A 14,582-nucleotide genomic window follows, 5' to 3' on the forward strand; every position below is an offset into this window, starting at 1 on the left:
GCAGGGTGCGGCCCCTTCTTCGTGCGCCGGTTCAGCGCGGGACCGCCCGTGTTTCACGTGAAACGCCGGTTTCACGTGAAACACGTCAGCGGGTGGCGCCTGTGACGATCCAACGGCCCGAATGGGTCCGCAGCCAAAGGGTCAGCATGCGCACCGTCATCATCAGCGTCATCGCTGCCCACAGCGCGGTGAGGCCGCCGCCGAGTGCAGGGACCAGCAACGCCAACGGGGCGAAGACAGCAAGGGTGAGCACCATGGCCCAGGCCAGATAGGGGCCGTCGCCGGCTCCCATCAGGACACCGTCCAGAACGAAGACGACGCCGCAGATCGGCTGGGAGAGAGCCACTACGAGCAGGGCGGGCAGCGCGGCGTCCTTCACCACGGCGTCGCTGGTGAACAGCGGCAGAAAGACCGGCCGGGCGACCACCACCAGGACGCCGAGGACGACACCGACCGAGATTCCCCACTGCACCATGCGGCGGCAGGCATCGCGAGCACCCCGGGTGTCCTCGGCGCCCAGATAGCGTCCGATGATGGCCTGACCGGCGATGGCGATGGCATCGAGGGCGAAGGCGAGCAGGCTCCACAGGGACAGGATGATCTGGTGGGCAGCCATGTCGGCGTCGCCGAGTCGGGCGGCGACGGCTGTGGCGATCATCAGGATCGCCCGCAGTGACAGCGTGCGGACCAGGAGGGGAACGCCGGCTTGTGCGGAGGCCCGTATACCCGCTGCGTCGGGACGTAGTGAGGCGCCGTGTCTGCGGGCTCCCCGGACGACCACGGTGAGGTAGACGGCTGCCATGCCGCACTGCGCGATGACGGTTCCCCAGGCGGAGCCGGCGATGCCGAGACCGGCGCCGTATACGAGGCCCGCGTTGAGAGCGCCGTTGGCCACAAAACCGGCGATGGCGACGCGGAGAGGCGTCTTGGTGTCCTGCAGCCCGCGCAGCACACCGGTTGCGGCGAGGACGACGAGCATGGCGGGGATGCCGAGAGACGAGATGCGCAGATAGGTGGTCGCGTAGGGGGCCGCACTGTCCGAGGCGCCGAAGAGTTCCACAAGGGCCGGTGCCGTGGGCAGCACGGCGGCGATGACGGCAGCGCCGAGCAGAAGCGCCAGCCAGATGCCGTCCATGCCTTGCCGGATGGCGGCCTGGAGGTCGCCGGCACCGACTCGTCGGGCGACCGCCGCGGTGGTCGCGTACGCGAGGAAGACGAAGATGCTGACCGCTGTCGTGAGGAGGGCCGAGGCGACGCCCAGGCCGGCGAGCTGTGCCGTTCCAAGGTGGCCGACGATCGCGCTGTCGGCCATGACGAAGAGGGGCTCGGCGACGAGTGCACCGAAGGCCGGGACGGCCAGCGCGATGATCTCTCGATCGTGCTGTCGCCGGGTGACCCTGGGGGTCGCAGGAGCCTGTGTCATGAGCACCAATCTAATCGTCCACAGGTAATAGATGCAAAGCTTTTACACCCCTTACGTCACTTCGGACTGCGTGGACTTTCGTGCGCCGTTCGAAGCGATTTTGGCCCGACTGGGGAAGTTTTTCTTCTGCACAGCCGGTGGATGGGAAAAGTGCAGGTCAAGGCGGTCGTAATGGAAGAGGCTGTTGCTTGTTCACAGGGCTGTCCACCGTGTCGTGCACAGGTTTTGCAGAGTTCTCCACAGCATCCGGGCCGTCGTCCACATGGCCTGTGGATAACCAGATTGGCTGACGGTGCCCGCAGGCCTACCGTGGTCCGGCGCCCGCTCCGTTCGTCGGCAGGGAAAACAGCCCAAAACCGACGTGCACCAACCGGAGTTGGGCCTCTCATTTGTCAGTGCCGTGCCGTAGAACAGAGGGCATGGCTAGGTCCGCCCGGCGGCGGACGGGAGGAGGTGGCTCGGTGAGTATTTCCGAGCCCTTGGACGATCCCTGGGCCGACAGCGGTCCAAGCGATCGCCTGCCTGCCTCCCGCCGACGCGGCGACGGGGGCCGGGGCCGTGACGAGCAGCACGACCGTGGCCGGGACAGCGGCGAATGGGACGGCGGAGGTACGTCCTTCGAGCGAGTCCCGCCCCAGGATCTCGATGCCGAGCAGTCCGTTCTCGGCGGCATGCTCCTGTCCAAGGACGCCATCGCCGACGTCGTGGAGATTCTCAAGGGTCACGACTTCTACAAGCCGGCACACGAGACGATCTTCCAGGCGATTCTCGACGTCTACGCCAAGGGGGAGCCGGCCGACCCCATCACCATCGCTGCCGAACTCACCAAGCGCGGCGAGATCAACAAGGTCGGTGGCGCATCGTATCTGCACACCCTTGTGCAGACCGTGCCGACTGCGGCCAACGCCGAGTACTACGCGGAGATCGTCCACGAGCGTGCGGTCCTGCGTCGTCTGGTGGAGGCAGGCACCCGCATCACCCAGATGGGATACGCGGCCGACGACGACGTCGACGAGATCGTCAACCGCGCCCAGGCCGAGATCTATGCGGTCACCGAGCAGCGCACCAGCGAGGACTACCTCCCGCTCGGCGACATCATGGAAGGCGCTCTCGACGAGATCGAGGCGATCGGCTCCCGCAGTGGCGAGATGACCGGTGTGCCCACGGGCTTCACCGACTTCGACTCGCTGACCAACGGCCTGCACCCCGGCCAGATGATCGTCATCGCCGCCCGTCCCGCGATGGGCAAGTCCACGCTCGCGCTCGACTTCGCCCGGGCCGCGTCGATCAAGCACAACCTTCCGAGCGTCATCTTCTCCCTCGAAATGGGGCGCAACGAGATCGCGATGCGTCTGCTGTCCGCCGAGGCCCGCGTGGCCCTGCACCACATGCGCTCCGGCACGATGACCGACGAGGACTGGACGCGGCTGGCCCGCCGGATGCCGGACGTCTCGGCCGCGCCGCTGTTCATCGACGACTCTCCGAACCTGTCGATGATGGAGATCCGCGCCAAGTGCCGCCGGCTCAAGCAGCGCAATGACATCAGGCTGGTCGTCATCGACTACCTCCAGCTGATGCAGTCCGGTGGCTCCAAGCGTGCCGAGAACCGACAGCAGGAGGTCTCGGACATGTCCCGTAACCTCAAGCTCCTCGCCAAGGAGCTGGAGATCCCGGTCATCGCGCTGTCCCAGCTGAACCGTGGCCCGGAGCAGCGCACGGACAAGAAGCCGATGGTCTCCGACCTGCGTGAGTCCGGCTCCATCGAGCAGGACGCCGACATGGTCATCCTGCTGCACCGCGAGGACGCCTACGAGAAGGAGTCACCGCGTGCGGGCGAGGCCGACCTGATCGTGGCCAAGCACCGCAACGGCCCGACGGCGACGATCACGGTCGCCTTCCAGGGCCACTACTCGCGGTTCGTGGACATGGCGCAGACCTGATCCGACGGATCCCCGGTCCTGGACAAATGAACTCGACGGCCGAGTGTCCCGCGGGATGGACTTGGGCCATGACAACACCTCAGGAAGAGCTGCTCCCCGGTACGCGTCGGGCACTGCTGCACCGGATCGCAGTGGCGCAGGCCGAAGGACGTGCCCCGTCCCTGGTTGCGGCGGTCGTGAGGGACGGGCGGCCCGTGTGGCACGGCGCGCGTACCTCGGTGGACGGGCATGGTCCGGACGAGACCGTGCAGTACCGCATCGGTTCGATCACCAAGACCTTCACCGCGGTTATGGTGCTCCGGTTGCGCGATGAGGGCCTGCTCGATCTCGGTGACCCGCTGGAGAAGCATCTGCCGGGAACAGGTGCGGGGGAGGCCACCATCGCCGACCTCCTCGCCCATACGGGCGGGTTGGCGGCGGAGTCGCCCGCCCCGTGGTGGGAGCGCACGCCTGGATCCCTGCGTCCCGAACTCTCCGACATCCTGGGAGAGCAGCCTCTCCTGCATCCGGTGGGCCGCCGCTTCCATTACTCCAACCCCGGTTACACCGTGCTGGGGGCGCTGGTCGAGAAGCTGCGTGCAGCACCGTGGGAAGAGGTACTTCGGCGTGAAGTGCTCGAACCTCTGGGCCTCGACCGTACGAGTGGTCACCCTCAGGCTCCCCATGCGGGTGGATGGGCCGTGCACCCCTGGGCCGATGTAATGCTGCCCGAACCCGCCGAGGACCTCGGACGGATGGCCCCCGCTGGTCAACTCTGGTCCACCACGGGTGACTTGGCGCGCTTCGCTGCCTTCCTGGCGCAGGGCGACGACCGGGTACTGAGCGCCGAGACCGTGAGGGAGATGCGGACGCCTGCTGCGCCGGCCGAAGCGGCGGATGTCGTGGACGGAGTCACCTACGGGCTGGGGCTGCAGATCCAGCACCGGGACGGCCGACTGCTCGTGGGGCACTCCGGCTCACTGCCGGGGTTTCTGGCGAACCTCACCCTCAGTGTCGAGGACGACGTCGCTGCTGTGGTCCTGGCCAACTGTACGTCCGGCCCGATGCTGTCCACCGTCGGAGCCGATCTCGTGCGGATCGTGGCCGAGGCCGAGCCCCGTATTCCTGAGCCCTGGCGGCCGCTGCCGGAAGTCGACGCGGCGGTGCTGGAGTTGGCGGGGCCGTGGTACTGGGGAACCCATGCGTTCGCCCTGCGGCTGGCGGCCGGGGCTGTCTCACTGGAGCCGCTGTCGGGAAGTGGCCGCCGCTCGCGTTTCAGGGCCAACGGCGACGGTACGTGGACCGGACTGGAGGGCTACTACGCCGGAGAGCTCCTGAAGGCCGTACGGCGCCCGGACGGGACCCTGAGCCATCTGGACCTCGGGTCGTTCGTGTTCACGCGTCAGCCGTACGACGAAGAGGCTTCCGTGCCCGGTGGGGTGGATCCGGACGGCTGGCGGGGGATCCGCTAGGCGAGCGTCCAGCAGACACGCTGTTTCACGTGAAACATGACCCGTCAAGCCACGGCCTCACAGATGGAGCTTGAAGCCCACGTGTGAGGCCGTGAAGCCGAGGCGCTCGTAGAAGCGGTGGGCGTCGCTGCGGGTCTTGTCGGAGGTCAGCTGGACCAACTGGCAGCCCTGTCGCCGGGACTCGTCGATCGCCCACTCGATGAGCTGTGTGCCCAAGCCGCTGCCGCGCTCGTCGGCGTGGATGCGGACTCCCTCGATGATCGATCTGACGGCGCCGCGTCGCGACAGACCGGGGATGACCGTGAGCTGGAGTGTGCCGACGACGCGGCCCTCGCGAACGGCGACCACCAGGTGCTGGTTCTGGTCGGACGCAAGACGTTCCAGCGCGGCCAGGTACGGGGTCAGGTCGTCCGGTGACTCGCGCTGGGCTCCCAGAGGGTCGTCGGCGAGCATCGCGACGATCGCGGTCACGTCGTCCGCCGTAGCGGGCCGTATTTCAAGATCTCCCATGCCCCGCACCTTACGCACCGGCGCCCCCAGGGGTCGGCTCAGCCCGCAGCCACCGTCAGCGGAGCAAATCGTCCGGTCCAGTCGCCGGGCAGCTCCGGGATCCCGTACGTCATGACCGCGTTGAAAGCGACGGACGCCAGCCCCCGCTCCTTCACCCATGCCAGCAGCTCTTCGTGCCGTACGTCGATGTCGGTGCGCAGGGGGCGGTCGGTGTGGGCGGCGAGAGAAGCAATGAGTGCCTTTGCCGTCTCCGTGTCCCTGGCAATCAGCGGGCCCACGACATGGGTCTCCATGTTGGGCCAGGCGGCCGCGTAGCCGATGAGTCGGCCATCCTCCTCGGCGACGCGCAGTCGGTCGGCGAAGGCGGGCAGGCGCGTGATGACGGGTGTGCGGTCGGCGCCGAACACCTCCTCGTCGAGCCGGAGGATCGCAGGGAGGTCCTCGGCGGTGGCCGCACGTGTGACCACCTCGGGCTCGGGCCCACCGGGCATGAAATGCCCGCGGACCATCTCGGCGCGGCCGGTGGCCTTGAAGCCGAGTTCCTCGTAGAGCGGACGGCCGTTCGGAGTCGCGTGAAGCGTCAGCGGGGTGGTACCCATGGCCGAGACGATGTGCCGCATGAGGTGGCGTCCGACGCCTCGGCGGGCATGCCGTTCGGCGACCAGCACCATGCCGATGGCCGCGAGAACGGGGTGGTGCTGCGGCCCGTACTCGGTGACGACGCAGGCGCTGACGAGGCCACCGTTGGGGTCGTCGATGCCGTATCCCTTCCCGGCTGTGAGGAGCAGGCCCCACTTGTGCTCCTCGCGCGGCCACCCCCGGTCTTCGGACAGGTCGGCGCAGGCGGTGAGATCGCGAAGCGTCAGACGACGGACGGCAAGAGGGGGGAGAGAAGGAGTCGGCACGCAGGTCAGGCTGTCCGACGGCTGCCCTCGACGTCCACCTCTTTCCGGTGAGAAGCAAGAGCTTTTGGCCATGTCGCGGGCAAGTGCACAGGGGGCCGACAGCAGTTGGGTGTTTCACGTGAAACACGGGCGAACACCGAGCATCGGGCGGTCTCACTGGAGGAGTCCGCCATGGGCCCCGTTAGCCTCGGGTGCCATGGCAAGACTTCATCTCTTCGATCTCGACGGCACGCTGTTGCAGGGCACTTCGGCGCCCGTGGAGATCTCGCGGCAGCTGGGGCTGGAAGCCGAGACGGTAGCGCTCGATCAGGCGATCTCGGCAGGACTGATAGGCCCGCCGGAATATGCGGCGCAGGTGTACGAGCTTTGGGCGGAACTCACCGAGATGCATGTGTCGGCCGCCTTCGAAAGTGCCCCGTGGCTGGAGCGCATCCGGGAGGTCTGGGAGGAGATCCGGCAGGTGGGCGACTACTGTGCCGTCGTATCGCTCTCGCCCTCCTTCTTCGTGGAGCGGCTCATCGGGTGGGGCGCGCACGCGGCGTTCGGGTCCCGTTTTCCCGCAGTGCCCTTCACCGAGCCCGTCGATCCGTCCGGAGTTCTCACTGCCGCGGCCAAGGTCGAGATTGCCGACCGGCTCTGCGGGGAGTTCGGCGTGGCCCGGGAGGACTGCATCGCCTATGGCGACTCGCTGTCGGACACGGAGCTGTTCGCTGCGGTGCCGGTCTCGGTAGCGGTCAATGCGGACCGTCATCTGTCCGGTCTTGCGACACACTCGTACATGGGAGGGGATCTGTGGGAAGCCTATGAATTGGTCCGTCTCGCCCGGTAATTGAAGGAATTGCTGGTTCGCCCGCGCTCCCATTCGTGGTGGAGGAAGGGGGGACTTGTGATCGGAGCGTTGGCCGGTATGGTCGACTCCGGTTCGCTGCGGGGCAGGACGTACACATCCTGTGCGGACCGAGGGCAGGGCGATGCAGCGTAACGGGACGGAGAGATCGAAGACCCGCATTTGCGGTTATGCGGCCGGAGTGTCCATGCGGGATGGGATGCTGCGGTGAGAGCACTGCGGTCAATGTCACACTCTCGCCTTACTTGTCCGTACAGAACGTGAATCCAGGTTGAATGTGGCCGCATTGGCCGCGGCATGAAACGAGGAAAGCAAGCCGTCTGCGGGGGAAAAGGCACCTTCCGACCGAGGAAGTGCGCAGACCGACCGAAAGATGTTCGAGGCGAGGCACACCATGGACGCTCCGACCACCGCGTCGGCCGACAACGGCACATCCGGCGGCGGGAGCGGCGGCTGGTTCACGCCGCGCAAGCAGCCGGCGGAGGACGCGCCGCAGTCGGCCCCACCCGCCGAACCCGCTCCGGAGGCTGCTGTCCCACAGCCCTCGGCCCCGCAGTCCCCCTCGGCAGAGCCCTCTTCCCCCGAGGGGCTCCCCACCGACCTGCGCGTGCCCACCCAGCGCTCCACCGCGCCCGCAGCGCAGCCGCAGGAGCCCGCCGTTCAATCCGGCATCCAGAGCGCGTCACCGGATGCCCTCCTCATCCGTCGGACCATGGCCGAGGTGGCGCCGATCGCCGACAAGGTCACTTCGTACTTCTACGCGCTGCTCTTCGTCCGGCACCCCGATCTGCGGTCGCTGTTCCCGGCCGCGATGGACACCCAGCGCGACCGGCTGCTCAAGGCGTTGCTGACCGCGGCTGAGCACATCGACAACACCGAGGTCCTCGTCGCATATCTGCAGAACCTCGGCCGTGGCCACCGCAAGTACGGCACCAGGGCCGAGCACTACCCGGCCGTCGGCGAGTGCCTCATCGGCGCGCTGAGCAAGTACGCCTCCGGTGTCTGGGACGCGGAGATGGAGGCGGCCTGGGTGCGGGCGTACACGACCATCTCGCAGGTCATGATCGACGCAGCGGCCGCGGACGAACTGCGTGCCCCGGCCTGGTGGTACGCCGAGATCGTCGCGCACGACCTCAGGACCCCGGACGTTGCGGTGGTCACGGTCCGCCCCGACCAGCCCTATCCGTTCCTCGCCGGGCAGTACACGAGCCTGGAGACGCCGTGGTGGCCGCGGATCTGGCGGCACTACTCCTTCGCCTCGGCACCACGCTCCGACGGTCTGCTGACGTTCCATGTGAAGGCCGTCCCCGCGGGCTGGGTCTCCAATGCGCTGGTACACCGTGCCCGGCCCGGCGACATCATCCGCCTCGGCCCGCCGACCGGTTCGATGACGGTCGACCACACCACCGACAGCGGACTGCTGTGCCTGGGCGGCGGCACCGGCATTGCACCCATCAAGGCACTGGTGGAGGACGTCGCCGAGCACGGCGAACGGCGGACGGTCGAGGTGTTCTACGGCGCCCGCACCGACCACGACCTCTACGACATCGACACGATGCTCAGGCTCCAGCAGTCGCACCCCTGGCTCTCGGTCCGCGCGGTCATCGACCAGCAGGCCCATCTCCAGCTCCCGGACGCCATACGCGAGTACGGGCCGTGGAACGAGTTCGACGCCTATCTCTCGGGCCCGCCCGGAATGATCCGCAGCGGGGTGGACGCACTGAGGAACATCGGTATCCCGTCGGAGCGAATACGGCACGACTCGGTGGAGGAGCTCGTCGCCATCGGAGACTGAGGCCGGCGCCCGGGATCAGCCCAGGTCCGGCGCGTGCATGGCGCGTACGCCCTCGATGTTCCCGTCCAGGTAGTGCCGCAGGGACAGCGGTACGAGATGCACGGAGGCGATCCCGACGCGGGTGAACGGCACCCGCACGATCTCGTACTCACCGGCGGGCTCGTCCACCTCGGGGCCGTGCCGCAGGGATGTGTCCATCGACTCCAGTCGGCACACGAAGAAGTGCTGCACCTTCACACCGGTGGCCCCGGCGTCCTCGCCGATGTGCTCCACGGTGTCGACGAAGCAGGGCACCACGTCGGTGATCTTGGCGCCGAGTTCCTCGTACACCTCTCGGTGCAGGGCGTCGACGACGGTTGTGTCGCCGGGCTCGACGCCGCCACCGGGAGTGACCCAGTAGGGATCGACGCCGGGCTTGGTGCGCTTGATCAGGATCAGGTTGTCGCCGTCCAGCAGAACGGCACGTGCGGTGCGCTTGACCACGGGTCGGACGGTCATGGGAGAAATGTGGCCCGGTTGGTTCCACGTGAAACATCGCGGGATGTCACCGGTCGAGCTCACCCCGTGACTATTGGGAAAGGGCTGGTCAACACCAGTCGGCGGCCGCTCGTAGCAGCCATTCGTGAGCTCGCGCGATATGCGGCATCGCGAGGGTGCCGGTACGGACCACCAGGAAGTACGTGCGCAGCGGCGGCACCGCGGGTTCGTGGAGGGCGACGATCTCACCGCGCTCCAGGGCGTCCCTGCACAGATAGCGGGGCAGTACCGCGAGCCCCGCGCCCGCGACGGCGCAGGCCAGGACCGCACGCAGGTCGGGAACGATGACGGTGCCCGGTGCCGCAGGGCGGGAGTCGAAGACGGAGGCCCAGTAGCGCGAGACGAAGGGCAGCGACTCGTGCACCTCGATCACGGGGACGTCCTCCAGAGCGGGTGCTCCCTTGCGGCGGGGCTTCCCGGGGCCTATTCGCTCGGCCCGCGCCGGGGTGGCGACAAGGACGTGCTCTTCGTCGCAGAGTGGAGTCGCCGTGAGCAGGGCACCGCGTGGGCGGGCCGTACAGATGGCCAGATCGTGATGTCCGGCTGCGAGTCCCTCCAGGGCTTCCTCGGCGTTCCCGAAGGAAGCGCGCAGCGCGAAACCCTGGCCGTCCTCACCGGTCAGCTCCGTGAGTGCGGGCAGCGCCCGTTCCGCCGTGAACTCCGGAGGGCCGGCGAGATGCAGGGTCCGTAAGGAGGACTCGTCATCGAGGCCGGTCTCAGCGATCTCCACCAGGGCGTCGAGATGCGGAGCGGCCTTGTGGGCGAGTTCGTCCCCGATGGTCGTCGGGGTCACTCCGCGCGCCTGCCGCAGGAACAGGGGGCGGCCAAGTTGCCGCTCCAGCGTGCGGATCTGCGAGGTCACGGCGGGTTGCGACAGGCCGAGCAGGGCGGCGGCGCGGGTGAAGGAGCCGGCCCGGTGCACGGTCACGAAAGTGCGCAGCAAGGCCAGATCCATGGTTCGCCCTCCCCAGTTCCCTGCCCTTCTCCCGGCCCTCAGGCAGGGCCCAACTATAAATAAGTCGATAGGTCTCTGTCGCTACTGTGATTGGACACTGACACAGAGTCAACTAGCCTTGGTCGCGCGGTTCTTCGCGCGCGGAACCGAGGACGGTCCGAGCCACGAGGGGGGAGGCTCGGACCGTCCGTTGTGCGTAGCCGGGCATCGACCCGGCGACCGTAAGGCAGTCGTCGGCCCCGTCATTGCGCGGACGCGTCCAGCGCGCGGAGCACATCCGCCACCAGGTCCTCGGGGTCCTCGGCGCCGACCGAGAAGCGAATGAAGCCCTCGGGCACGGCGTCCCCGCCCCAGCGCCCGCGCCGCTCGGCCGTCGACCGCACCCCGCCGAAGCTCGTCGCATCGTCCACGAGCCGCAGGGCATCGAGAAAGCGGTCGGCACGCGCGCGCGTGGGCAGCGTGAAGGAGACCACGCATCCATAGCGTCGCATCTGCTGCGAGGCGATCTTGTGCGAAGGGTCGTCGGGCAGGCCCGGGTAGCGCAGGCCGGTCACCTCGGGCCGCTTCCGCAGCGCCTCGGCGACGGTGAGAGCCGTCGCGCACTGCCGGTCGACACGCAACTGGAGCGTGGCGATCGAACGGTGCGCGAGCCAGGCCTCCATGGGCCCCGGAATCGCCCCGATGATCTTGCGCCAGCGGCGTACGGCGGTCATGGCCTCGGCGTCACGGCCCACGACGTAGCCGAGCAGGACGTCCCCGTGCCCGGTGAGCTGTTTGGTGCCGCTGGCCACGGCGAAGTCCGCACCGAGCTCCAGCGGACGCTGCCCCAGCGGCGTGGCGAGGGTGTTGTCGACGGCGACGAGGGCGCCACGCGCGTGTGCCGCCTCGACGAGCCGCCGGATGTCGCACACGTCCAGCCCGGGGTTCGAGGGCGACTCGATCCACAGCAGCTTCGCGCCGTCGAGGACGTCGAGCTGGGCGTCGCCGCCGGTGGGCGCTGTGCGCACCTCGATGCCGTACGCCTTGAGCTGCTCGCGCACCATGGGCAGCACCTGGTAGCCGTCGCTGGGCAGGACGACCGTGTCCCCCGCCCGCAGTTGAGAGAAGACCACCGCTGAGATGGCGGCCATCCCGGAGGCGAAGGTGAGCGTCTCGACGCCCTCCTGCCCAGGCGCCTCCAGCTCGCCGATGGCCCGCTCCAACAGGCTCCAGGTCGGGTTCTGGTCGCGTCCGTAGGTGTACGGGCCGTCGACGTCACCCGGCAGGTGATAGTGAGCGGCGAACGCCGGTCCGGGCAGGTGCGGCTGGTTCTTGGCCGGCTCGGGCAGCCCGGCCCGCACCGCGCGGGTGCCGTCACCGCGGCCCGTCGACGGACCCGTACCGGAGTCGCTCATACCGCCTCCACCTCCACTTGCCGGCGTACTTCGGCGAGCAGACCCTCGCTCGCCGCCTCCACCATCTCAAGGCACTCCTCGAAGCCGTCCAGGCCCCCGTAGTACGGGTCCGGTACGTCGAGGTCGTCGCCGGCGGCCGGATCGTAGGAGCGGAGCAGCCGCACCTTCGCCGCGTCCTCCGCCGTGCGGGCGAGGCGGCGCAGGGCCTTGAGGTGGCCGGTGTCCAGCGCGATGACGAGGTCCAGGCGGGAGAACCACGACGGCTGGAACTGCCGGGCCGTGTGGCTGCTGTCGTAGCCGTTCTCCTCCAGGACGGAGACGGTCCGCGGGTCGGCGCCGTCGCCCTCGTGCCAGCCGCCGGTGCCGGCGCTGTCGACCTCGACCAGGGCGTCGAGTCCCGCCTCCGCTATGCGGGCCCGGAAGACGGACTCCGCCATCGGCGAGCGGCAGATGTTTCCGGTGCAGACGAAGCAGACGCGATAGCTCATCGCGTGCTCAGTCGTTGTCGGGCAGGACGATGTGCAGCGCCCAGGACACGATGGAGATGATCAGGCCACCCAGGACCGCCGTCCAGAACCCCTCGACGTGGAAACTCAGGTCGAGCTTGTCGGCCAGCCACGAGGTGAGCAGCAGCATCAGTGCGTTGACCACGAGGGTGATCAGGCCCAGCGTCAGGATGAACAGGGGGAAGGTCAGCACCTTCACGATCGGCTTGACCAGGAAGTTCACCAAGCCGAAGATCAGCGCGACGACGATCAGGGTGCCGGCCTTCTTGCCCGTGCTGTCACCGGTCAGGGTGATCTTGTCGAGCAGCCATACGGCGACCGCCAGGGCACCCGCGTTGGCGATCGTCTTGACTACGAAATTCTTCATGTGTCTGATCGTGGCAGACGAGATCGGTCACTAGCACTGGGACGAGGGCGACAAGGGCGATGAAGGCATTCCGGCTGGACGAACTGGAGGCGGAACGAGCCGCCAACGAGGGTGCCTACCTGCAGTTTCTGCGTGAGCGGCACATGTCCGTCGGTCTGTATGCGCTCAATGCCGGCGAACATGATCCACAGAAGCCACACAACCAGGACGAGGTCTACTTCGTCGTGAGCGGCCGTGCCTCGATCACCGTCGGTCTGGAGACCACCGAGGTCGCCCGCGGCAGCGTGGTGTACGTGCCGGCCGGCGTCGCCCACAAGTTCCACCACATCAGCGAGGACCTGCGGGTGCTCGTGGTGTTCTCTCCGCCGGAAAGCTGACCCGCCGTCTCGGGGTTCCCTAGGGGATCAGTCAGGGGAGGACAAGGGATGCGAGGCCCCCGCCGGGGCCCCTGCCGGCCCTAGCATCGAGTGCAGGACATCAATGGGCCCCTGCACAGCAGCCGGGCGGAGAGACAAGGACGAGCGCAATGGGTGAGATCTTCGGCGGACTGCCGTGGTGGGTGAAGTGGATTGCGGTGCCGGTCATCGCCCTCGTCGTCTTCGGCGGGCTGATAGCCAGCGTCGTCGGCTTCGTCATCGGACTGCTGTTCAAGGTGCTGGTCTTCGTGGCACTGGTCGGCGGACTGATCTACGTCGTGCGGAAGTTCACGTCGAACTCTTCGTCGCGCAGCGACTGGTGAGGGCCCTGGGACACCGGTGATCGGTAACAGGAATCACCGGTTCCCTCGCGCGAGGGAAGTTTTCCGGACAGGACGCATCAAGGCGCCACCTGGCCATTAGAGTCCGGAATTCGACGCGGGGGCGACCCCGCGAGCGGCGTACACCCCTCCCGTGTTCCCCACGGCACGGGCAGCCCCCTCGCGCTTCGGGAGTGACCCTTGGCCACGGTAGACACCGCACCCACAGACCCCCACGTACCCCCCACTCCAGCCCCCGGACGCCGCATCAGGCCCCCCGAACAGCCGGGCCCCTCCACGAAGGAGCGCGTGACGGCACCACCCGCATCGTCGCGCCTGACCGCACCACCGGTGCAGCCCTCCCGGGAAACCGCTCCGGCGCAGCCGCAGTCCGCAACCCTCATCGGATCCGTCCAGCGCGCGATGCGCCTGCTGGAATGCGTCGCCGGGCACGAGCACGGAGCCCCCGCCAAACAGCTGGCCCGAGAGACCGGCCTGGCGCTCCCGACGGCGTACCACCTGTTGCGGACCCTCGTCCACGAGGGCTATCTGCGCCGGGACAAGGGCCTGTTCTTCCTCGGCGACGCAGCGGTGCGCCTGAGCAGCAGCGGTGCCCAGCAGAAACGTCGCAGCACGATCGTCGACGCACTCGCCGGCTGGCGGGACGCTATCGGTGTGCCCGTGTACTACGCCGTGTACCGGGAGGGCGAGATCGAGGTCATGTGCGTCTCGGACACCCCGGGCAATCCGGCCGTCGAGGAGTGGGCCGACTTCCGCGAGACCGCGCACGCGCATGCGATCGGCCAGTGCCTGCTGTCCCAGCTGGACGACGCGGCCCGCCGCGACCACCTCGACCGCTACCCCGTGCAGTCCATCACCCCGTACACCGTGCGTGACAACCACACTCTGCTGCGGCGGCTCGAGCGAACACGGCGGATGGAGCCGGTGACGGAGCGGCAGGAGTACGCGCTGGGGACGGTCTGCGCCGCGATTCCGATCACGGTGGGGACGACGGCCGCGACGATGGCCATTTCTCTGCCCTCGCATCAGGCCGACCGGCTGATGTCCGCGACTCGGCAACTGCAGAGCGAAATCGGGAGGCTGATGGGGTCACTCGCGATCTCTATCAGTATCTGAAAACTCACTCCTTGTGATCTGCCGTGTACGTTCAGCAAGATTCCACCTGTGTCAGGGGATCACTCCCAGCCGGTCGGCT

The 14,582-nt window shown here is 68.1% G+C and carries 15 protein-coding genes; 7 read left to right on the plus strand and 8 right to left on the minus strand.

Annotation, left to right across the window (positions count from 1 at the left end):
• Positions 1 to 85: 85 nt before the first annotated feature.
• Positions 86 to 1,423: an MATE family efflux transporter gene (locus tag ACWCRD_RS06870; protein ID WP_450964867.1), complete on the minus strand. Its 1,338-nt coding sequence runs from the start codon at positions 1,421 to 1,423 to the stop codon at positions 86 to 88.
• A gap of 461 nt (positions 1,424 to 1,884) precedes the next feature.
• Here ACWCRD_RS06870 and dnaB point away from each other — a divergent pair, with 461 nt between their 5' ends.
• Entirely contained in the window at positions 1,885 to 3,363 is a 1,479-nt protein-coding gene (gene dnaB / locus ACWCRD_RS06875; RefSeq protein ID WP_351473008.1) for a replicative DNA helicase, read from the plus strand.
• Between the two features lie 68 nt (positions 3,364 to 3,431).
• Positions 3,432 to 4,814, plus strand: a complete 1,383-nt coding sequence (locus ACWCRD_RS06880) for a serine hydrolase domain-containing protein (RefSeq protein WP_450964868.1) — start codon at positions 3,432 to 3,434, stop codon at positions 4,812 to 4,814.
• Between the two features lie 57 nt (positions 4,815 to 4,871).
• Here ACWCRD_RS06880 and ACWCRD_RS06885 read toward each other — a convergent pair whose 3' ends face one another.
• A complete protein-coding gene (locus tag ACWCRD_RS06885; protein ID WP_450964869.1) occupies positions 4,872 to 5,324 on the minus strand; it encodes a GNAT family N-acetyltransferase in 453 nt (150 codons plus the stop codon).
• A gap of 38 nt (positions 5,325 to 5,362) precedes the next feature.
• Complete coding sequence (locus ACWCRD_RS06890) at positions 5,363 to 6,229, minus strand: GNAT family N-acetyltransferase (protein WP_450964870.1); 867 nt, start codon at positions 6,227 to 6,229, stop codon at positions 5,363 to 5,365.
• 196 nt (positions 6,230 to 6,425) lie between these two features.
• On the opposite strand from ACWCRD_RS06890, the gene ACWCRD_RS06895 reads away from it, so the two are divergent.
• Positions 6,426 to 7,058 (plus strand): HAD family hydrolase, encoded by a 633-nt coding sequence (locus ACWCRD_RS06895; protein WP_450964871.1) that lies wholly within the window; start codon positions 6,426 to 6,428, stop codon positions 7,056 to 7,058.
• Between the two features lie 412 nt (positions 7,059 to 7,470).
• Positions 7,471 to 8,871, plus strand: a complete 1,401-nt coding sequence (locus ACWCRD_RS06900; protein ID WP_450964872.1) for a globin domain-containing protein — start codon at positions 7,471 to 7,473, stop codon at positions 8,869 to 8,871.
• Between the two features lie 15 nt (positions 8,872 to 8,886).
• On the opposite strand, the gene ACWCRD_RS06905 is transcribed toward ACWCRD_RS06900, so the two are convergent.
• The 5 genes from ACWCRD_RS06905 to ACWCRD_RS06925 all read right to left on the minus strand — a co-directional run bounded on the left by ACWCRD_RS06905 (position 8,887) and on the right by ACWCRD_RS06925 (position 12,630).
• The gene (locus tag ACWCRD_RS06905; RefSeq protein WP_030938830.1) at positions 8,887 to 9,369 is read right to left on the minus strand and encodes an NUDIX domain-containing protein; all 483 of its coding nucleotides are present in this window, start codon (positions 9,367 to 9,369) and stop codon (positions 8,887 to 8,889) included.
• An 88-nt stretch (positions 9,370 to 9,457) separates the two neighbouring features.
• On the minus strand, positions 9,458 to 10,363 hold the full coding sequence (locus ACWCRD_RS06910; protein ID WP_450964873.1) for a LysR family transcriptional regulator: 906 nt from the start codon (positions 10,361 to 10,363) through the stop codon (positions 9,458 to 9,460).
• 242 nt (positions 10,364 to 10,605) lie between these two features.
• Complete coding sequence (locus ACWCRD_RS06915) at positions 10,606 to 11,757, minus strand: cystathionine gamma-lyase (protein ID WP_450964874.1); 1,152 nt, start codon at positions 11,755 to 11,757, stop codon at positions 10,606 to 10,608.
• Positions 11,754 to 12,245 (minus strand): low molecular weight protein-tyrosine-phosphatase, encoded by a 492-nt coding sequence (locus tag ACWCRD_RS06920; protein ID WP_450964875.1) that lies wholly within the window; start codon positions 12,243 to 12,245, stop codon positions 11,754 to 11,756. Before ACWCRD_RS06920 ends, ACWCRD_RS06915 begins: the two co-directional genes overlap by 4 nt.
• A 7-nt stretch (positions 12,246 to 12,252) precedes the next feature.
• Positions 12,253 to 12,630: a phage holin family protein gene (locus tag ACWCRD_RS06925; protein ID WP_450964876.1), complete on the minus strand. Its 378-nt coding sequence runs from the start codon at positions 12,628 to 12,630 to the stop codon at positions 12,253 to 12,255.
• Positions 12,631 to 12,689: 59 nt separating this feature from the next.
• Between ACWCRD_RS06925 and ACWCRD_RS06930 the strand changes: the two genes are divergently transcribed.
• From ACWCRD_RS06930 to ACWCRD_RS06940, 3 genes are all read left to right on the plus strand, one after another.
• A complete protein-coding gene (locus ACWCRD_RS06930; protein WP_099930040.1) occupies positions 12,690 to 13,007 on the plus strand; it encodes a cupin domain-containing protein in 318 nt (105 codons plus the stop codon).
• Between the two features lie 149 nt (positions 13,008 to 13,156).
• Positions 13,157 to 13,369, plus strand: coding sequence for a DUF5326 family protein (locus ACWCRD_RS06935; protein WP_450964877.1), 213 nt, complete (start codon positions 13,157 to 13,159; stop codon positions 13,367 to 13,369).
• Positions 13,370 to 13,702: 333 nt separating this feature from the next.
• Entirely contained in the window at positions 13,703 to 14,503 is an 801-nt protein-coding gene (locus ACWCRD_RS06940) for an IclR family transcriptional regulator (protein ID WP_450964954.1), read from the plus strand.
• Positions 14,504 to 14,582 lie beyond the last annotated feature (79 nt).

The sequence above is a fragment of the Streptomyces sp. NPDC002092 genome (genome assembly GCF_053593775.1).